Origin of the sequence: Geodermatophilus sp. Leaf369, from assembly GCF_001424455.1 — a bacterium.
Classification (GTDB): Bacteria; Actinomycetota; Actinomycetes; order Mycobacteriales; family Geodermatophilaceae; genus Klenkia.
The window spans coordinates 1,764,996-1,783,699 of the sequence record NZ_LMQA01000001.1 but is presented as its reverse complement, the minus strand read 5'-3'; the positions used below and the strand labels follow the sequence as shown (position 1 = coordinate 1,783,699).

The 18,704-nt window shown below is 74.6% G+C and carries 20 protein-coding genes; 12 read left to right on the top strand and 8 right to left on the bottom strand.

All coding sequences use genetic code 11. The annotated features are described in order from the left end of the window. Nucleotides 1-9: 9 nt before the first annotated feature. On the bottom strand, nt 10-1,032 hold the full coding sequence (locus ASG36_RS08740; protein ID WP_055761997.1) for an NADP-dependent oxidoreductase: 1,023 nt from the start codon (nt 1,030-1,032) through the stop codon (nt 10-12). A gap of 73 nt (nt 1,033-1,105) precedes the next feature. Here ASG36_RS08740 and msrA point away from each other — a divergent pair, with 73 nt between their 5' ends. Further along, nucleotides 1,106-1,762: a peptide-methionine (S)-S-oxide reductase MsrA gene (msrA, locus tag ASG36_RS08735; protein ID WP_055761994.1), complete on the top strand. Its 657-nt coding sequence runs from the start codon at nt 1,106-1,108 to the stop codon at nt 1,760-1,762. A gap of 137 nt (nt 1,763-1,899) precedes the next feature. Next, nucleotides 1,900-3,024, top strand: a complete 1,125-nt coding sequence (locus ASG36_RS08730; RefSeq protein ID WP_055762803.1) for a class I SAM-dependent methyltransferase — start codon at nt 1,900-1,902, stop codon at nt 3,022-3,024. Here ASG36_RS08730 and ASG36_RS08725 read toward each other — a convergent pair whose 3' ends face one another. From ASG36_RS08725 to uraD, 5 genes are read right to left on the bottom strand one after another with little or no spacing between them, the layout of a single operon-like run. Beyond that, on the bottom strand, nt 3,025-3,522 hold the full coding sequence (locus ASG36_RS08725) for a phosphoribosyltransferase (RefSeq protein WP_055761991.1): 498 nt from the start codon (nt 3,520-3,522) through the stop codon (nt 3,025-3,027). A gap of 10 nt (nt 3,523-3,532) precedes the next feature. Next, the gene (gene pucL / locus ASG36_RS08720; protein ID WP_055761988.1) at nt 3,533-4,423 is read right to left on the bottom strand and encodes a factor-independent urate hydroxylase; all 891 of its coding nucleotides are present in this window, start codon (nt 4,421-4,423) and stop codon (nt 3,533-3,535) included. A 48-nt stretch (nt 4,424-4,471) separates the two neighbouring features. After that, nucleotides 4,472-4,933, bottom strand: a complete 462-nt coding sequence (locus ASG36_RS08715; RefSeq protein ID WP_055761985.1) for a nuclear transport factor 2 family protein — start codon at nt 4,931-4,933, stop codon at nt 4,472-4,474. An 11-nt stretch (nt 4,934-4,944) separates the two neighbouring features. Continuing rightward, nucleotides 4,945-5,262 (bottom strand): hydroxyisourate hydrolase, encoded by a 318-nt coding sequence (gene uraH / locus ASG36_RS08710; RefSeq protein ID WP_082522875.1) that lies wholly within the window; start codon nt 5,260-5,262, stop codon nt 4,945-4,947. Further along, a complete protein-coding gene (uraD, locus tag ASG36_RS08705; RefSeq protein WP_157498667.1) occupies nt 5,259-5,753 on the bottom strand; it encodes a 2-oxo-4-hydroxy-4-carboxy-5-ureidoimidazoline decarboxylase in 495 nt (164 codons plus the stop codon). Before uraD ends, uraH begins: the two co-directional genes overlap by 4 nt. A 45-nt stretch (nt 5,754-5,798) precedes the next feature. On the opposite strand from uraD, the gene aceB reads away from it, so the two are divergent. From aceB to ASG36_RS08675, 6 genes are all read left to right on the top strand, one after another. Next, nucleotides 5,799-7,370 (top strand): malate synthase A, encoded by a 1,572-nt coding sequence (aceB, locus tag ASG36_RS08700; protein WP_055761982.1) that lies wholly within the window; start codon nt 5,799-5,801, stop codon nt 7,368-7,370. After that, nucleotides 7,370-8,596: an aldolase gene (locus ASG36_RS08695; protein ID WP_055761979.1), complete on the top strand. Its 1,227-nt coding sequence runs from the start codon at nt 7,370-7,372 to the stop codon at nt 8,594-8,596. Before aceB ends, ASG36_RS08695 begins: the two co-directional genes overlap by 1 nt. 180 nt (nt 8,597-8,776) lie before the next feature. Further along, nucleotides 8,777-9,778, top strand: a complete 1,002-nt coding sequence (locus ASG36_RS08690; RefSeq protein ID WP_055761976.1) for an anti-sigma factor RsbA family regulatory protein — start codon at nt 8,777-8,779, stop codon at nt 9,776-9,778. A 158-nt stretch (nt 9,779-9,936) separates the two neighbouring features. Next, a complete protein-coding gene (locus ASG36_RS08685) occupies nt 9,937-10,746 on the top strand; it encodes an SDR family oxidoreductase (protein ID WP_235494733.1) in 810 nt (269 codons plus the stop codon). Beyond that, nucleotides 10,743-11,270 carry a MarR family winged helix-turn-helix transcriptional regulator gene (locus ASG36_RS08680; protein WP_055761969.1) on the top strand — a complete coding sequence of 176 codons (528 nt, stop codon included), beginning with the start codon at nt 10,743-10,745 and terminating at the stop codon, nt 11,268-11,270. The genes ASG36_RS08685 and ASG36_RS08680 overlap by 4 nt, the downstream gene beginning before the upstream one ends. Before the next feature lie 19 nt (nt 11,271-11,289). Then, nucleotides 11,290-11,751: a DIP1984 family protein gene (locus ASG36_RS08675; RefSeq protein WP_055761966.1), complete on the top strand. Its 462-nt coding sequence runs from the start codon at nt 11,290-11,292 to the stop codon at nt 11,749-11,751. A 192-nt stretch (nt 11,752-11,943) separates the two neighbouring features. On the opposite strand, the gene ald is transcribed toward ASG36_RS08675, so the two are convergent. Beyond that, nucleotides 11,944-13,071: an alanine dehydrogenase gene (gene ald, locus ASG36_RS08670; protein WP_055761963.1), complete on the bottom strand. Its 1,128-nt coding sequence runs from the start codon at nt 13,069-13,071 to the stop codon at nt 11,944-11,946. A gap of 132 nt (nt 13,072-13,203) precedes the next feature. Between ald and ASG36_RS08665 the strand changes: the two genes are divergently transcribed. The 3 genes from ASG36_RS08665 to ASG36_RS08655 are packed head-to-tail and all read left to right on the top strand — an operon-like array spanning nt 13,204 to nt 15,052. Continuing rightward, nucleotides 13,204-13,656, top strand: a complete 453-nt coding sequence (locus ASG36_RS08665) for an Lrp/AsnC family transcriptional regulator (protein WP_200944368.1) — start codon at nt 13,204-13,206, stop codon at nt 13,654-13,656. A gap of 29 nt (nt 13,657-13,685) precedes the next feature. After that, nucleotides 13,686-14,471 carry a DUF1295 domain-containing protein gene (locus ASG36_RS08660; RefSeq protein ID WP_162245180.1) on the top strand — a complete coding sequence of 262 codons (786 nt, stop codon included), beginning with the start codon at nt 13,686-13,688 and terminating at the stop codon, nt 14,469-14,471. Nucleotides 14,472-14,491: 20 nt separating this feature from the next. Next, nucleotides 14,492-15,052 (top strand): dihydrofolate reductase family protein, encoded by a 561-nt coding sequence (locus ASG36_RS08655; protein ID WP_055761960.1) that lies wholly within the window; start codon nt 14,492-14,494, stop codon nt 15,050-15,052. Between the two features lie 2 nt (nt 15,053-15,054). Here ASG36_RS08655 and ASG36_RS08650 read toward each other — a convergent pair whose 3' ends face one another. Continuing rightward, the gene (locus ASG36_RS08650) at nt 15,055-15,885 is read right to left on the bottom strand and encodes an oxidoreductase (RefSeq protein ID WP_055761957.1); all 831 of its coding nucleotides are present in this window, start codon (nt 15,883-15,885) and stop codon (nt 15,055-15,057) included. 77 nt (nt 15,886-15,962) lie between these two features. On the opposite strand from ASG36_RS08650, the gene ASG36_RS08645 reads away from it, so the two are divergent. Then, nucleotides 15,963-18,704: an EAL domain-containing protein gene (locus ASG36_RS08645; RefSeq protein WP_055761955.1), complete on the top strand. Its 2,742-nt coding sequence runs from the start codon at nt 15,963-15,965 to the stop codon at nt 18,702-18,704.

The following is an 18,704-nucleotide window of genomic DNA, read 5'->3' as shown; positions in this document are numbered from 1 at the left end:
ACCCGGTGCTCAACCGGCGTCGGGTGAGAGACGCACGACCATCTTCCCGGTGTTGCCGCCGCGCAGGAGGTCCAGGAAGGCCGGGACGGCGTCGTCCAGCCCGTCGCGGAGGGTCTCCCGGGCCTGCAGCTCACCCGAGCGCAGCCAGCCGGTGACGGTCTCGACGAACTGCGGACGCAGGTCGGTGTGGTCCCCGACGATGAACCCGCGCAGGCTCAGCCGCTTGCCCACCACCAGGAACATGTTGTCCGGCCCGGGGGCGGGCGTGGTGGCGTTGTAGCCGGAGATCGCCCCGCACAGCGCGGCCCGGCCGTGCTCGCGGAAGGAGGCCAGCGCGGCCTCCAGGTGGTCCCCGCCCACGTTGTCGAAGAAGACGTCGATGCCCTGCGGAGCGGCCTGGGCGAGCAGGTCGCGCACCGGGCCGTCGTGGTAGTCGAAGCCGCCGGTGAAGCCGAGCTCCTCGGTGATCCAACGGACCTTCTCCGGCGTCCCGGCGCTGCCGACGACGCTGTTCGCACCGCTCAGCCGCGCGAACTGGCCGACCAGGCTGCCCACGGCGCCGGCGGCCCCGGAGACGAAGACGTCGTCCCCGGCGCGGAAGTCGGCCAGCCGGAACAGCCCGGCCCAGGCAGTGAGCCCGGGCATGCCGAGCACCCCGAGGTGCCAGGTCAGCGGCACGCCGTCCAGCTCGGGCAGCACGCTGACCAGCGTGTCGTCGAGCACCGCGGTGTCGCGCCAGCCGGCGTTGTGCAGCACCAGTGCACCCTCGGGCACCCGCTGCGAGCGGGACTGCACGACCCGCCCGACGGTGCCGCCCTGCATGGTCTCGCCGACCTCCCAGGCCGGGGCGTAGCTGGGGCCGGCGTTCATCCGGCCGCGCATGTAGGGGTCCACGCTCATCGCGGCGTTGGCCACCACGACCTGGCCCTCGGTCGGGTCGGGCCGCTGCAGCTCGACCGTGCGGAAGTCGTCGGGGGTGGGCTCGCCGTGCGGACGGGCGGCCAGCTGGACCTCGCGGGTGGTGATCGGCATGTCCGGTGCAGGGCCGCCGGGGCCCCGGATGTTCCCGCTGCCGCGGGTTGCGGGGCCGTCCTACATTCGGGGCATGTCGTTCTTCTCCCGCGCCAAGACGCAGGCGGTCACCGCGGAGGACGCCCTGCCGGGCCGGTCCCAGGTGCTGCCGCACATCCCCGAGCTCCACGCCGTCAACGGCAACCGGATCCAGCCCCCCTTCCCCGACGGGATGCAGACCGCCGTCTTCGGCGCCGGCTGCTTCTGGGGCGTGGAGAAGGTCTTCTGGCAGCACCCGGGCGTCTACTCGACCGCCGCGGGCTACGCCGGTGGCCACACCCCCAACCCCACGTACGAGGAGGTCTGCTCGGCGCGCACCGGGCACACCGAGGTCGTGCTGGTGGTCTTCGACCCCGCCGTCGTCTCCTACGACGTGCTGCTCAAGGAGTTCTGGGAGGAGCACGACCCCACCCAGGGCATGCGCCAGGGCAACGACATCGGCACCCAGTACCGGTCGGCGGTCTACTACACGACCCCCGAGCAGCAGGCTGCCGCCGAGGCCTCCAAGGACCAGTACCAGGCCCGGTTGACCGCCGCCGGCTACGGCGAAATCACCACCGAGATCCTGCCGCTGGGCGAGTTCTTCTACGCCGAGGACTACCACCAGCAGTACCTCTACAAGGTGCCCAACGGCTACTGCCCGGTCAACGGCACCGGCGTCTCCTGCCCGGTGGGCCTCACCGGCGTCTGAGCCCCCGGAGCAGCGTGGATCAGGTGACCTGATCCAAGCCTGGCCGCCCCCACCAACGCTGGTGAGGGCGGCCAGTCGTTCGTGAGGGCGGACGGCGGCCGTGGGGACGACGACCGGCGTGGGGGACAGTGGACGACGTGTCCGACCCCTTCTTCGACCAGCTCCGCCGCGAACCCGACGTCGAGGCCCCGGACCTGGTGGCCGTCGACGCCACCGACCGGCTCCTCCTCGACGAGGCCGCCGAGCTGATCGCCGCCCACCCGGACGCCCTCGTCACGATCGACGACGCGCACGGCGCGCTGACCCTCGGCGCGATCGCGCTGCACGGGGCCACCGGTGTCCGCGCCCACCAGGACCTGCGGGTCGCCGAGCGGGCGCTGGACGCCAATGCCGAGCGCACCGGGACCACGGGCTTCACCCACCACGCGCTCGACGCCGACCTCCTCCGCGGCGCGACGGTCGTGCTGGTGCAGGCGCCCAAGGGCCTGGACGCCCTCCGGGAGATCGCCGAGACCGTCGCGCGGCACGCCGACCCCGAGGTGACGCTGCTGGTCGGCGGCCGGGTCAAGCACATGACGGAGGCGATGAACGACGTCCTCGGGGACTCGTTCGGGCACGTGCACGCCACCCTCGCCCGGCAGAAGTCCCGGGTGCTCGTGGCCCGGGAGCCCCGGCCCGGGGACAGCAGCTTCCCCCGCCGCCAGGATCACGCCGACCTGGGGATCGCCGTCCTCGCGCACGGTGCGGCGTTCGCCGGCACCAAGGTCGACATCGGCACCCGCTCGCTGCTGAGGGCGTTGCCCGAGACAGGCTCGGGTACGGCGGTGGACCTCGGCTGCGGCACCGGCGTGCTCGCCGTCGTCCTGGCCCGCGCCGGGTACGACGTGCTGGCGTCGGACGCCTCGGCGGCCGCGGTCGCGTCCGCCCAGGCCACCGTCGAGGCCAACGGGGTCGCCGACCGGGTCACCGTCGTCCGGGACGACGCGCTGGACGGCGTGGGGGACGCCAGCGTCGACCTGGTCGTCCTGAACCCGCCGTTCCACCTGGGCGTAGCGGTGCACACCGGCGCGGCGGAGCGCCTGTTCGACGCCGCGGCCCGGGTGTTGCGCCCCGGCGGCGAGCTGTGGTGCGTCTACAACTCGCACCTGCCGCACCGTCAGACGCTGCAGCAGACGGTCGGACCGACCCGTCAGCTCTCCCGCGACCCCAAGTTCACGGTGACCGCGTCGACCAAGCGCGGCGGCATCCACCGCGTCGCGTGATCAGTGGGCGAGGCCGCCGCGGCGGTTGACGACCGGGGGCTGCACCGACCAGGGGAAGTCGATCCAGGCGTCGGTGCGCTTCCAGACGTAGTCGCACGTCACCACCGAGCGGGGCTTCTCGTAGACCACCGCGGACCGCACCTCGGCGACGTAGCCGGCGCAGAAGTCGCGGACCAGCTCGAGGGTCTTGCCGGTGTCGGCGACGTCGTCGGCGATGAGCACGTTGGCCCCGGTGAGGTCGACCCGGTCCAGGGTCGGCGGCAGCACCACCGGCAGGTCCAGCCGCTCGTCCACGCCGGTGTAGAACTCCACGTTCATCACGAAGATGTTCTTCACGTCCAGGGCGTAGCCCAGCGCCCCGCCCAGGAACAGCCCCCCGCGGGCGATCGCCAGGATGAGGTCGGGCTCGTAGCCGTCGTCGGCGACCTGCTGGGCGAGCTCGCGCCCCGCCGTCCCGAACGTCTCGTAGGTCAGGGTCTCCCGCTCGGGCGCTGTCACGTCGGTGATCTCAGCAGAAGCCCGGGGTGCCCTGCCAGGCGACCTCGGCAGGGGCGACGTCGTCGCGCAGCACCTGGCCCTCGATGAGGCCGTAGGGCCGGTCGTCGGCGTGGTAGACGACGTCGGGGTTGTCCAGGCCGAAGGCCGAGAGGTCCTGCAGGAAGTGGTGCTTGTTGGGCATCGACATCCGCACCTCGGCGACCTCGGGCACGGTCTCCAGGACGGCGGACCCCATCGCGAACAGGGTCTGCTGCAGGGCGAGGGAGTGCGTGCCGGCGAAGGCCTCCAGCAGCGTCGTCCGCACGGTGTCGTAGACGCCGTTCCAGTCCAGGTCGGTGCTCACGTAGCGCCAGCGGGCGGTCACCGCGGTGGCCAGGATGCGCTCCCGGGTCTCGGCCAGGGTCGTGTACGCATCGCGCGGGAAGCCCCAGAACTCCGACCCGGTGGACTTCAGGACGACGAGGTCGGTGAGCCCGGCCACGACGTGCCGCTCGTCGCCGTCGGCGGTGACGACGGCGGTGCGCACCTCGCCACCGGCCTTGCGGAACGCGTGGTCGTGCGGGGCCCCGCCGACGGCGATCCGGTCCCAGCCGTAGGACTCCACGGCGACCCGGGCGCCGGTGACCCAGTCGTAGGACCCGGCGAAGTGGCCGGCCAGCCGCAGCCCGAACTCCTCGGGGGAGGCGATGCCGTCCCGGGCGAACGCGAAGACCGTGTTCTTCTGCGCGTCGGTGGTGAGCACGTGGGCGTTGTCGCCGGTCAGGTGCGCGTCGGCGAAGTCACCGCGCAGTGCCGAGCTGACGTTGAGGTCCATCAGGGTGTGCCGGGGGGTGGAGCGGTCGACCGCGACCACCCGCACCTCGGCCTTCCCGTACTGGTTGGGTCCGAGCACGATCGCCATGCGCGCAGCCTCTCCGATCGGTGTTGCCGTGGTGTTGCACGTGGAACGTCAGTGCAGCGGGACGTCCCGGCCCCGCTCGGCCTCGGGCCGGGGCCCGGTGATCCGCCGGTCGGCCTCGGTGATCGGCACGTCGTTGATGCTCGCCTCGCGGCGGCGCATGAGGCCGTGCTCGTCGAACTCCCACAGCTCGTTGCCGTAGCTGCGCCACCACTGCCCGTCGGCGTCGTGCCACTCGTACTGGAACCGGACGGCGATCCGGTCCTCGGTGAACGACCACAGGCTCTTGCGCAGCGCGTAGTCGAGCTCCCGCGCCCACTTCTCGGTGAGGAACGCGACCACCTCGGCCCGACCGGTCAGGAACCGGTCGCGGTTCCGCCAGACGGTGTCCTCGGTGTAGGCCAGGCTCACCCGCTGCGGGTCCCGGCTGTTCCAGGCGTCCTCGGCGGCCTGCACCTTGGCGGCGGCGCTGTCGGCGTCGAAGGGCGGGAAGGGCGGGCGGGGTGTGCTCACGGGGTGGGTCCTCAGCTTCCGCGGTAGGTGCTGAACGCGAACGGCGACAGCAGCAGGGGCACGTGGTGGTGCGAGGCCGGGTCGAGGACGGCGAACTCCAGGGTCACCGACGGGTAGAACGTCTCCCGGCCCTGCTCGGCGAACCAGGCGCCGGTCCCGAAGACCACCCGGTGGGTGCCCGCGCCGGTGTCCCGGTCGGCCAGCCGGAACCGGCCGTCGGCGTCCGTCACGCCCTCGGCGAGCAGCCGGTCGCCCTCGAACAGCCGCACCACCATCCCGGCGGCGGGCCGCCCGAGGACGGCGTCCAGCACGTGCGTGGAGACGCTCACGAGACCAGCCCCCGCACGCGCAGCTCGGTGATCTGGGCCAGCTGCTCGAGCACCTCGGGTCGCTCCTGCTCCGCGCTGTGGGCCAGTCGACGCCGGAGCTCGGCGAGCATCTCGGCCGGCGTCCGGCCTGCGGCCCGGATCAGGAAGACGTGGTCGAAGCGGGCCTCGTAGTCCCGGTTGCCCTGCAGCAGGGCGGCGCGGACGTCGTCCTCGGCCGTGGACATCGCGGCCTGCTCCTGGCGCGAGGACGCTGCCTCCGCCGAGTCGCCGGACACCCGGTCGCCGATCCGCGGGTGCGCGGCCAGCGCCTGGGCCACCTCGTCCCACGGGAGCGCCTGGGACACCTCGCCGGCCCGCGCCACCAGGGCGTCCACCGACGGGTACGGCCGGCCGGCCGCCACGGTCGGGGCGAAGGAGGCCGCGGCGTTGCACGCTCGCAGCGCCCCGGTCACCTCGTCGAGGCTCGCTGCGGAGAAGCTGGACAGGTCCACGGCTGCGAGGATGCCAGGACCAGAACCCCGATCGAAGGAGTGCGCGTGATCGACGTCCAGGTGATCGGTCCCGAGGTCGAGCGGTCGGGCGAGGTGCTCACCCCCGAGGCCCTGCAGTTCGTCGGCCGGCTGCAGCACCTGTTCGGCGCCAGCCGCGACGAGCTGCTCGCCACCCGCGCCCTGCACCGGCAGGCGATCGCGGACGGGCAGCCGCTGGACTTCCGGGTCGAGACCGCAGACGTGCGCGAGAGCGACTGGCAGGTGCCGCCGCCCCCGCCCGGGCTCGTCCGGCGCCGGGTCGAGATCACCGGGCCCACCGAGCCGAAGATGGCGATCAACGCGCTGAACTGCGGCGCCGACGTGTGGCTGGCCGACCTCGAGGACGCCAACACCCCGCACTGGCGCAACGTCGTCACCGGGCAGGTCGTGCTCAAGGACGCCGTCCGCGGGTCCCTGGAGTTCACCAGCCCCGAGGGCAAGCAGTACGCCGTCCGCCCCGACGCCGTGCTGCCCACGATCGTGCCCCGCCCGCGCGGCTGGCACCTGGACGAGCGGCACCTGCTGGTGGACGGCGACCCGGTGGTCGCCGCGTTCGTCGACGCCGGGCTGTACCTGTTCCACAACGCGGCGGAGCAGCTCGAGCGCGGCAGCGGCCCCTACTTCTACCTGCCGAAGATGGAGTCCCACCTCGAGGCTCGGCTGTGGGCCGACGTCTTCGTGCACTCCGAGCGCGAGCTCGGGCTCCCGCGCGGCTCGATCCGCGCGACGATGCTCATCGAGACCATCCCGGCCGCGTTCGAGATGGAGGAGATGCTCTACGAGCTGCGCGAGCACGCCACCGGGCTGAACGCCGGCCGCTGGGACTACCTGTTCAGCGTGGTCAAGGTCTTCCGTGACGCCGGGGCCGACTTCGTGCTGCCCGACCGCTCCGCGGTCACCATGACCGCGCCGATGATGCGGGCCTACACCGAGCAGCTCGTGGCCACCTGCCACCGCCGCGGCGCGATGGCCATCGGCGGCATGGCCGCCGCGATCCCCAGCCGGCGTGACGCCGAGGCCAACGAGCGCGCCCTGGCCAAGGTCCGTGAGGACAAGACCCGCGAGGCCGGCGACGGCTTCGACGGCTCGTGGGTGGCCCACCCCGACCTGGTCGGCATCTGCCGCGAGGTCTTCGAGGGCGTGCTCGGCGACGCCGACAACCAGCTCACCCACCGGCGGGACGACGTCCAGGTCACCGCGGCTCAGCTGCTCGACGTCGCCGGTGTGCCCGGTGAGCGCACCGAGGCGGGGCTGCGGGCCAACGTCGAGGTCGGCATCCGCTACCTCGCCGCGTGGCTGACCGGCAACGGCGCGGTCGGCATCCACGGCCTGATGGAGGACGCCGCCACCGCCGAGATCTCCCGCTCCCAGGTCTGGCAGTGGGTGCGCACCGGGGTCGTGCTGGACACCGGCGAGACGGTCACCGCCGAACTCGTGCACCGGGTCGTCGAGGAGGAGGTCGCCGGGATCGGCGACCTCGACCGGCTCGACGACGCCCGCCGGCTCTTCGAGCAGGTCGCGCTGGCCGACGAGTTCCCCGACTTCCTGACCCTCCCGGCCTACTCGTTGATCGACTGATGACCCCAGAAACCGCGGTTTCTGGGGTCACCGAGGAGGTGCTGGCCGAGCTGGACCGGCGGCTCGGGCCGGTGGACGACGCCCGGGCGGCCGCGTACCCGGGGGAGCGGTCGACCCGGCAGCCGGTGCACACCTGCTACGTGCCCGCCGACGCCGTCGTCCCCGGCTTGGTCGCGTCGTGGGGCGAGCAGGCGCTGGCCGCCCTCGACGAGCACGGCCTGCCTGACCTCGGGCTGGAGGCAGGGCTGGTCGAGCAGGTGCTGCCCCGGGTGCGGGAGAAGCTGGCCCGCGAGCCGGTCGAGGACCTGCGGGTGGACAGCGAGGACGGCTACCGCGGCCCGCCCGACCGGGAGGACGAGGACGTGGCGAGGGCCGCGCAGGTGCTCGCCGCCGAGGCGGCCCTGCCGCCGTTCTGGGGCACCCGGGCCAAGTCGCTGGAGGGCCCCACGAGGCGCCGCGGGGTCCGGTCGCTCGACCTGTTCCTCGGCGGCCTGGCGGGGACGGGCCGGGCGATCGTCACCCTGCCCAAGGTCACCGCCGTCGAGCAGGTGGCCGCGTTCCTGCCGGTGCTCGACGCGCTGGAGCAGGCGCACGGCCTGGCGCTGGACCTCGAGCTGCAGGTGGAGACCCCGCAGGCGGTGCTCGGCGCCGACGGCGTCGCCACCCTGGCCGCGATGCTGCACGCCGGCGGCGGCCGGGTGACCGGCCTGCACTACGGCACCTACGACTACTCGGCGTCCCTGGGCATCGCCGCCGCGCACCAGGCCAGCGACCACCCGGCCGCCGACCACGCCAAGGCCACGATGCAGGTCGCGGTCGCCGGCACCGGGGCGCGTGCGGTGGACGGCTCGACCAACGTCCTGCCGGTCGGGGCGCGGGACGCGGTGCACCACGGCTGGCAGCTGCACGCCGGGCTGGTCCGCCGGGCCCTGGAGCGCGGCTTCTACCAGGGCTGGGACCTGCACCCGGCCCAGCTCGTCACCCGATACGTGGCCACCTACGCCTTCTTCCGGGCGGCGCTGCCCGCTGCCGGCGCCCGGCTGGCCGCGTACGTGAGCCGGGTGGACGGCGGGGTGCTCGACGAACCGGCGACCGCCCGTGCGCTGGCCTCGGTGGTGCTGCGCGGGCTGGACTGCGGCGCGCTGGACGCCGCGGAGGTGGAGGCCGCGACCGGGTTGGACCGACCGGTCCTGGACCGGCTGGCCGGTAGGGCGCGACCGGGTTGAGCACCGGCGACGCGCCGGATGTGCGCGCTCACATCGCTCGTGCGGGGTGAAGCCGCAGGTCACGGGCGTGGGGGTCGTGAGCGTGGCCAGCGGTCCTCCAGCCTCCTGGTTGCCGGACGGCGGCATGCTCCATGATGGGTCGATCGGCCTGACCGGGCCGCACGGGGACGGAGGGGCGCTGTGACGGCTGGCCGGCACCTCCTCCAGCCCTCGCCGGCCCCGGAGCTGCCCGTCGACGGCGCCCTGGACCCCGCGGTCGCCGACGGTGGCCGGGTGCACCGCGTCGCCGTCGTCGACACCGACGACGAGCTGATCGCGCTCGCGCTGGGGTTCCTCCGGGCCGGGCTCGACCAGGGCGACGTGGTGGTGGCGTACCTGGCCCCGGCAGCCGCCGGGCACGTGCGCGCACAGCTGCCCGAGGTCGACGTCCGGGAGCTGAGCGTGCCGACCCCGCGGGAGCCCGACGCCATCGCCGGCCACCTGCAGATGCTGGGGGACGCCCAGGCCGAGGGCCGCCGCCTGCGGGTGCTGGGCCAGGTGCACGAGCGCGACCGGCGGGCCTGGGACGAGCGGGTGCGCGGCGAGGCCGCCCACGAGCACGTCTTCGCCGGTGAGCCGATGACCTCGCTGTGCGTGTACGACAGCCGCACCACCCCGCTCGAGGCGCTCGAGGTCGTGCTGGTCGCCCACCCCGAGGTCGTCGTCGGCGGCCGGGTGCACGAGAGCCCGGGCTTCCGTCCGCCGCTGGACCTGCTGGCCTCGCTGCCGGTGCCCGAGGAGCCCCTGCAGGCCCAGGCCCCGGTGTTCGCCGTCGACGACGCGCCGTCGCTGCCCGAGCTGCGCCACCAGCTGGCCGCCGCGCTGCGGGGCCGGTTCGCCGGGCGGGACGCCGAGGAGGACTTCCACCTCGCCGCCTCCGAGATCGCCGCCAACGCCTTCCGGCACGGCGGCCGGCCGGTCTCGGTGCGGCTGTGGGCGGCACCGGACCGGGTGGTCTGCACGATCAGCGACGGCGGCAGCGACTACGACGGCTTCCTCGCCGGCTACCGCCCCGCGCACGGCGACGACCTCTCCCGCGGCGGCATGGGCCTGTGGCTGGCCCGCAAGCTCTGCGACCACGTCGACCTGCACCGCTCCGCCGCGGGCCTCACCGTCCGCCTCACGGCCGCCGTCCCCGCCTGAGCCCCCCGCCGACCCCGGCGTCGATCAGCTCCGACGACCGACGTGCGTCCTCAGCCGTCGACGTCGGTGGAGGAGGACGCACGCCGGTGGCGCAGGACGACGGGTGAGCCGGGCTTGACGCGGCGGTCTCTCACCGGTGAGCTACCCGGGTGATCGTCGTGACGGCAGCTGGCGGCAACACCGGGACGGCGGTGGTCCGCGCACTGCGGGCCCGGGGGGAGCAGGTGCGGGCCGTGGTGGGCAGCGCCAAGCCCCGCCCCGAGCTCGACGGGCTCGGCGCCGAGGTCGTCGTCGCCGACCTGGTGGGGGCACCCGGGAGCCTCCCGCTGGCCGACGCCGACGCCCTGTACCTGGTCTGGCCGAACTTCGAGCCGACCGAGGCCGCCGGGGTGCCCCGGGCCGTGGAGGCCGCGAGGCAGGCCGGCGTCGGGCGCGTGGTCTACCACTCGGTGCTCCGTCCGCAGCTGCGCTCGATGCCGCACCACGCCGCCAAGGACCGCGCCGAGGAGGCGCTGGACGCCGGCGGGGTGCCGTGGCGGGTGCTGCAGCCCTGTGCCTACGCCGACAACCTCGACGCCCAGCTGTCCCGGATCGCCGAGACCGGCGAGCTGCGCAGCCCGTGGGGCCTGGAGCAGGCCCAGTCGCTGGTCGACCTGCGGGACGTCGCGGACGCCGCGGCGGTGCTGCTCACCGAGGACGGTCTGGACGGCGGCACCTTCGAGGCGGTCGGCCCGCAGCCGCTGACCGCGCCGGACCTGGCCGCGGCGCTCGGCGAGCACCTGGGCCGCGACGTCCGCGCCGTGGACACCCGGCCGGGCACGGACGACGACTACGCGGGCCGGTGCTCGCGGACGATGTTCGACTGGTACCGCCGGCACGGGTTCACCGGCAGCCCGCGGGTGCTCACCGCGCTGCTGGGCCGGGCGCCCGCCACGTTCGCCGACCACCTCGCCGGGCTGTCCCGGTGACCGGACGCGGCGACGCGCTGGACCTGATCCTCGAGCAGTGGGGTCGCGAGCGCCCGGACCTGGACTGCTCGCCGATGGGCGTGATCGGCCGGATCACCCAGCTGCAGCGCGAGGTGTTCCTCGCCCAGCGCGCCACGTTCGCCCGGCACGGGCTGGACGCGCCCTCCTTCGACGTCCTGGCTGCCCTGCGCCGGGCCGGCGAGCCCTACCAGCTGACCCCGACTGCGCTGATGCGCACCGCGCTGGTCACCAGCGGAGCGATCACCCAGCGGCTGGACCGGCTGGAGGAGAAGGGCCTCATCACCCGCGGGCGCAGCGAGGCCGACGGCCGGGCCGTCGTCGTCACCCTGACCGCGGCCGGCCGGACGGCGCTGGACGCGGCGCTGCCCGACCACCTGGAGACCGAGCGCGGCATGCTCGAGGGCCTCAGCGACGCCGAGCAGGCCCAGCTGGCCGACCTGCTGCGCCGGTTCCTGGTGGCGCTGGGCCGCACCCCCGACGGGCCGGCGCCCGACCCCAGCTGAGCCCTCTAGGGTCGCCGGGGTGAAGATCGCCGAGGCCCTGTCCCTGCGTGCCGACGCCCAGCGCCGGGTCGAGCAGCTGCGGCACCGCATCGTGTCCAACGCCCGCTTCCAGGAGGGCGAGGAGCCAGCGGAGAGCGCCGCGGACCTGCTCGTCGAGGCCGACCGGGTGCTCGACGGGCTCGAGGTGTGGATCGCCCGGATCAACCGGACGAACGCCGCGGTCGACCTCGGCGCCGACGGCACCATGACGGAGGCGCTGGCCCGCCGGGACGTGCTGCGGCTGCGGCACTCCGTGCTGTCCGCCGCGGCCGACGCCGCCGGCTCCGACACCGGCTTCCGCCAGCTGCGCAGCGAGCTGCGGCAGGTCACCGCGCTGCCGGTCCGCGAGCTGCGCACCCGGGCGGACGACGTCGCCCGACAGCTGCGCGAGCTCGACGTCCGCATCCAGCAGGCGAACTGGACCCACGACCTCCTAGAGTGACGCCGGCCGTCGCGGGAGCCGGCAGCCGAGGGGGAGCGGGCACGAACCCGACGGACCGGCGGGCAACCCGGTCCTCGCTGGCGGGTGGAGGGCAGCTCGGGGTTCGACTCCCCACTGCACGGCGCAGCCCAGCAGGCCGCACCACCGACAGCGCACCGAGCACGACTCACCACCGTGTGTCGGCCCCCGAGGTCAGGCTCCCGCGGCGGTCCCCAGCGCGTCGGCGGCCGGTGTCCAGTCGAGCCCGTGGGCGGCGGCGACCGGCTCGCTCGTGAGGGTCCCGCCCAGGCTGGTCAGGCCCTTCGCCAGCACCGCCGACGTGCGGGCGGCCCCGCGGACGCCGTGGTCGGCGACGGTGACCAGGTACGGCAGGGTCGCCGAGGTGAGCGCCAGGGTGGAGGTGCGGGCGACGGCGCCGGGGATGTTCGCGACGCAGTAGTGCACGACGCCCTCCTCGACGTAGGTCGGCTCGGAGTGCGTGGTGGCCCGGCTGGTCTCGAAGCAGCCGCCCTGGTCGATCGCGATGTCCACGGCGACGCTGCCCGGGCGCATCGAGGCGATCATCTCCCGGCTGACGAGCTTGGGGGCCTTGGTGCCGGGCACCAGCACGGCGCCGATGAGGACGTCGGAGTCCGCGACGTAGGCGGCCAGCCGGGCGCGGTTGGGCTGCACCAGGTCCAGCCGGCCCTCGAACACGTCGGAGAGGTAGGCCAGCCGGGCGGGGTTGGTGTCGAAGACCCGCACGATGGCGCGCATGCCGACGGCGATCTTCGCGGCCTCGGTGCCCGAGACCCCGCCGCCGATGATCGTCACCTTCGCGGCCGGCGTGCCGGGGACGCCACCGAGGAGCAGGCCGGCGCCACCGGCGGGGCTCTCCAGGTGGTGCGCGGCGGCCTGCACGGCCATCCGGCCGGCGACCTCGCTCATCGGCGTCAGCAGCGGGAGCCGGCCGTCGGGGGTCTGCACCGTCTCGTAGGCGATGGAGTCGATCTCCCGCTCGACCAGGAAGTCGGTGAGCGACCGGTCGGCGGCGGCGTGCAGGTAGGTGAACAGCTGCTGGCCGCGACGGAAGCGGTGGTACTCCTCGGGGACCGGCTCCTTGACCTTGACGATCAGCTCGGCGCCGAAGACCTCGTCCACCGAGGAGGCGATCCGCGCACCGGCGGCCACGTACTCCTCGTCGCTGAACCGGGAGCCCACCCCCGCCCCGGCCTGCACGAGCACCTCGTGCCCGTGGTGCACGAGCTCGGCGGCGCCGTCGGGCTGCAGGGAGACCCGCTGCTCGTTGTCCTTGATCTCGCTGGGGATGCCGATCAGCACGGGGGTCCTCCTGGGTGGGTGTGACGTGGCACCATCCACCCACCCGCTGCGGGTCAGGACCAGGGGAGTCGAACAAGTGCGCAGTCTCAGGCCCGATTTCCGCAGGATGCGATCCTCCCGGTCGCCCCGACGGTGAGTCGCCGAACGCTGGACGACGTCGACCGCCGCCTCCTGGAGCTCCTCCGGGCCGACGGACGACGGCCGAACAACCAGCTCGCCGCTGCCGTGGGCGTCTCGCCGTCCACCTGCCTGGCCCGGGTGCGCGCGCTGGTCGCCGACGGCGTGATCACCCGGTTCACCGTCGACGTCGACCCCGAGGTGCTCGGCCGGCCACTGCAGGCGCTGGTGTCGGTGCGCATCCGGCCGGGGGCGCGGCACCAGCTGACCGCGTTCTCCGACCAGCTGCGCGGGTTGCCCGAGGTGGCCCAGTTCTTCTACCTGGCCGGGGCGGAGGACTTCGTCGTCCACGTGCGGGCCCGCGACACCGCGCACCTGCGCGACTTCGTCACCGACCGGATCTCCACCCAGCCGATGGTCGCCGCCACCAACACCAGCCTGATCTTCGAGCACGACCACAGCGGTTGAGCCGGGTCCGGCCGGGGGATGCAGGCCCGGTGAGCGTCGATCTGAGGAACCTGCGGCGGGTGGTCGGTGCGTCGGCGGCGGTGGTGACCGCGCTGCAGGCGGGGACCGCGGCGCTGGCCCTGCGGAAGGGACGCCGGGACTACGCCGACGGTGTCTGGGGGCCGGGGCTGGCGGCGGTCGCCGTCACCGGTGCCGCCCTCGGCACCGGTGACCCGTGGCGCCGGTGGGCGCTGGCCGCGGTGACCACCGGGTGGGCGGTGCGACTGGAGACCCTCATGCTGGGCCGCCTGCGCGGCACGGACACCGAGGACGAGCGCTACACCGAGTTCCTGGAGGGGGCCTCGACGCCCACCGTGCTGGCCAAGGTGTTCGGCACCCAGGCGCTGGCGCAGCTGGTGGTCTCGGCCCCGCTGCAGCTGGCCGCGGCCAGCACGCTGCCGCGCTCGGCCCGCCGGTGGCTGTTCCCGGTGGGGGTCGCCGCGGCCGTCGGGGGTGCCGTGGTGGAGGCGGTGGCCGACCGCCAGAAGGCGGCGTACTCCGCGCGCGACCGGGACGAGCGGCCCGACGTGCTCGACACCGGGCTGTGGGCGGTGAGCCGGCACCCCAACTACCTGGGTGACTCGATCGTCTGGGACGGGCTGTGGCTGGCCGGGGCGGCGTCGGCACCCGGGGGGTGGCTGTTCCCCGCCCCGGCGGCGATGAACTGGTTCCTGGTCCACGCCACCGGCGCCAAGCGCACCGAGGACCGGATGGGCGACCGACCGGCCTACCAGGACTACCAGCGGCGGGTGTCCTTCTTCTTCCCCGGGACCTGACCGCGGGGGATCCTGACCCGGTGGCCCGCCTGCTCTACTCCGCGATCTGCTCCCTCGACGGCTTCGTCGCCGACCGCGACGGCGACTTCGGCTTCGCCTTCCCCGACGAGGAGGTGATGGCGTTCGTCAACGAGCAGACCGCCCGCATCGGCACCTTCCTGCACGGCCGGCGGATGTACGAGCTCATGCAGGGCTGGGAGACCGACCCCTCCTGGGCCGAGGGCACCTCCGGCGAGGCCGACTTCGCCGCGCACTGGCAGCGGGTGGACAAGGTGGTGTTCTCCACCACGCTGGGCGGCACCGTCACCGAGCGGACCCGGCTCGAGCGCACCTTCGACCCCCGGGCCGTCCGCGACCTGGTGTCCGCCGCCGAGCTCGACGTCACCGTCGACGGCCCGACGCTGGCCGCGTCGGCGTTCCGGGCCGGCCTGGTCGACGAGGTGCACCTGGTCCTGGCCCCGGCCGTCGTCGGCTCGGGCCTGCGGGCACTGCCCGACGACGTCCGGCTGGACCTGGAGCTGCTCGACCAGCGCCGGTTCGCCGGGGGCTTCCTGCACGTGCGGTACGCCGTCCGGCGCTGACCTCAGTCGTCGAACTCGGTGCTCGTGCTCAGCTCCCGCCAGCGCTCCAGCTCGGCGCGCCGGTCCTCGAGCACGCCCTCGGCCGCGGTCACGGCGTCGGTGCCCAGGAGCAGCAGCTTCGGCGGGGCGGCGCTGGTGACGGCGTCGATCAGCGCGGTCGCGGCCTTGGCCGGGTCGCCGGGCTGTGTGCCGTGCGTGGTGTCGTGGGCCTTGCGGCGCTTGCCGGCGGTCTCGGCGTAGTCGTCGATGGCGCCGGCGGACTCCCCGATCGAGCGGCCGGAGAAGTCGGTGCGGAAGGCGCCGGGCTCCACCACGACGACCTGCAGCCCGAGCGGCTCGACCTCGCGGCGCAGCGACCCGGACAGCGCCTCCAGGGCGGCCTTGGTGGCGGCGTAGTAGCCCGAGCCGGGCGGGCAGATCTGCGCGCCGATCGAGGAGACGTTGACGACCGTGCCGCTGCGGCGGGCCCGCATGCCCGGCAGTGCCGCCTGGGTCACCGCGACCGGGCCGAAGACGTTGGTGGCGAACAGCTGCTGGACGTCGGCGTCGTCGGCCTCCTCCAGTGCGGCCCGGTAGCCGTAGCCGGCGTTGTTGACCAGCACGTCGATCGCGCCGAACCGCTCCTGCGCCGCCTGCACCGCGGCGGTCACGGCAGCCGGGTCGGTGACGTCGAGGGCGAGGGCCAGCGCGGTGTCCGGGTGCGCGTCGACCAGGTCCTGCACCGACCGCGGGTCACGGGCGGTGACGACGGCCTGCCAGCCCCGCTCGAGGACGGCGGCGGCCAGGGCGCGCCCCAGGCCGGTCGAGCAGCCGGTGATGAACCAGGTGGGCACGGTGGGACTCCCTGCGGTGGCGGCGACGAGGCCCGGGGCCTACCCGCGACCGCCGACGTCAACCGACGGGTCCGTCGGTGGACCGGAACGAGAACGGCCTGACCCGACGGAGGGGGACGGCGCAGCTCGACTCCGCCCGGGCCCCGGCGCCGTCCGATGTGCTGGACATGCGTCTGTCCTCCCCGCCCTCCCACCCCCGTCGCGGGGTGCCGCTCACCGTGCACCTGACCGCGCTGGTCCTGGTCCCCGTCGTCGGGGTGCTGGTGATGGTGGGCGTGCTCGTGCACGCCGCCGTCGGTGACTCCCGGGCGGCGGTGTCGGCCGAGCGGTCGGTGCGCGCGGTGGCGCAGCTGGAGACCGCACGCAGCAGCGTCGAGCAGGAGGTGATCCCGGTCCTGACCCTGGCCGTGCTGTCCAGCCCGGACACGCTGGCCCAGCTCGGTCTGTCCGGCGGCTTCGCCGACATGGCGCGCACCCAGGCCGACGCCGCCGTCGAGACCACCCGCCAGGCCACCGACGACGCCGTCGCCGCCGTGCCCGCCGGCTCCCCCGCTGCCGCGGCCGCCGCGGCGGCGGCCACCGAGCTGGCCGACCTGCGCGCCCCGGGTGCGGACGGCGAGATCAGCTTCGCCGACGTCGTCGACACCTACACCGGGTACCTGCAGGTGTCCGCCGACCTCGCCGCCGCCCAGCGCCTGGCCGGCGCCGGGGCGGGCAACCAGGACGTCTCCGCCGGCACCCGGGCCGCCGTGGCCGACGTCGGGCTGGTCGCCCGCGCCTCGCAGGCAGCCAGCCGGGAGATCCCGCTGTTCCTGAGCACGATGACCGAGCTGGACGAGGCGGTCGGCGTGGACTCCTGGGTCACCGCCCGCGCGGACTTCCGGTCGGCCACCGCGTCGCTGACCCAGCTGTCGGACCGGGGCCTGACCGAGGACTGGACGGCGGTCCAGGCGCTCCCGGCCGTGCAGGCCATCGACGCCACGCTCGACGCCCAGCTGCGGCCGGGTGCCACCCCGCTGGGGGCCCTGCAGATGTTCGGCCTGGTCACCCAGAACGCCGAGCGTGCGGCGGCGTTCAGCCAGCTGCTGGAGTCCGCCGTCCAGGACGCCGTCACCGCGGCGGCCGCCGACCGCGCCTCGGCCGACAGCGCCCGCGACACGACCCTGCAGGTGGGCCTGGCGCTGCTGGTCCTCTCCTGCGGTGCCCTGGTGTGGGTCGGCCGGCTGGTCACCCGTTCCCTCGGACGGCTGGCCGACCGCGCCCAGGAGGTGAGCCGCGGCTCGCTCGTGGACGTCGAGGTCACCGGTCCGCGGGAGGTGCGCACGGTGGGCGCCGCGCTGCACGCCAGCGTGGCCAGCCTGCGGCGCATCCAGGACCAGGCCGGTGCTGTCGCGGCGGGCGACCTGGACCACGCCCTGCTCGCCGAGCCGCTGCCCGGTCCGCTCGGCGAGGTGGTGCACGCCTCGGTGCAGCAGATCGTCACCTCCGTCCGCGAGCGGGAGGAGCTGCAGTCCAAGCTGGCCCACCAGGCCGCCCACGACCCGCTGACCGAGCTGCCCAACCGTGCGCAGGCCCGCCGGCTGACCACGTCGGCCCTGCACCGCGCCCAGCGGTCCGGGTCCGCCATCGGCCTGCTGTTCATCGACCTCGACGGCTTCAAGGCCGTCAACGACGGGTTCGGGCACGCCGCGGGCGACGAGGTGCTGCGCACCGTGGCCGACCGCCTGCTCCGTGAGCTGCGCTCCGGGGACGTCGTCTGCCGGCTGGGCGGGGACGAGTTCGTCGTCCTCGTCGAGCCCGCGGAGGACGAGGAGGCGCTGCTCGAGCTCTCCGCCCGGCTCATCGAGGCCGTCTCGGCACCCATCCGGGTCGAGGGAGCCACCATGGCCGTGGGCGCGAGCATCGGCATCGCCGTCAGCCGGGACGCCGGGACCGACAGCGACGCCCTGCTCGCCCAGGCCGACGCCGCCGTCTACCGGGCCAAGGCCCACGGCCGCGGCCGCGCCGAGCTGTTCGACGAGGCCCTGCGGGCCCAGCTGGTGGCCCGCGCAGGCCTGCAGGCGGCCATCGCGGCCGGTCTGGCGGCGGGGGAGATGCGGCTGCAGTACCAGCCGGTCCACGACGTGGCCACCGGCGCGCTGACCGGCTACGAGGCGCTCATCCGCTGGGACCGGCCCGGGCACGGGACCGTGCAGCCCGACGACTTCATCGCCGCCGCCGAGGCCTCCCGGCTGATCTGCCAGCTCGACCGCTGGGTGCTGCACGAGGCCACCCGGCAGCTCGCCGAGTGGCGGACGACGTCGGGGCCGGTGCGTCCCGGTGAGCCCACGGTCGCGGTCAACATCTCCGGCCGGCACCTGTCGGACTCCCGGGTGGTCACCGACGTCGTCGACGCCCTCACCGCCTCCGGGGTGCCCGCGGGGCTGCTGGTCGTCGAGGTCACCGAGACCGTGCTGGTCGACGACCCCGCCGCCTACGCCCACCTGGCCGCGCTGCGGGACCTGGGCGTCAGCATCGCCATCGACGACTTCGGCACCGGCTACACCTCCATCGGCCAGCTGCGGCACATGCCGGTGGACACCGTGAAGATCGACCGCAGCTTCATCGCCAGCGACGAGGCCTCGCACCGCACGCTGGTGGCGCTGATGATCCAGTCGGCGCACGCCTTCGGGCTGACCGTCATCGCCGAGGGCGTCGAGGAGGCCGACCAGCTGGCCCGCCTGCAGGCCGACTCCTGCGACCTGGCGCAGGGCTACCTGCTGGCCCGCCCGATGACCCCGGCGCAGGCCCTGGCGCTCCGGGCGGCCCAGCCGGTCTGA

Bases quoted from the DNA above. Each gene is read 5' to 3' on its own strand.
- ASG36_RS08695 (WP_055761979.1), top strand. From the start codon at position 7,370: ATGACCCCAGAAACCGCGGTTTCTGGGGTCACCGAGGAGGTGCTGGCC.
- pucL (WP_055761988.1), bottom strand. From the start codon at position 4,423: ATGGCGATCGTGCTCGGACCCAACCAGTACGGGAAGGCCGAGGTGCGG.
- ASG36_RS08740 (WP_055761997.1), bottom strand. From the start codon at position 1,032: ATGCCGATCACCACCCGCGAGGTCCAGCTGGCCGCCCGTCCGCACGGC.
- msrA (WP_055761994.1), top strand. From the start codon at position 1,106: ATGTCGTTCTTCTCCCGCGCCAAGACGCAGGCGGTCACCGCGGAGGAC.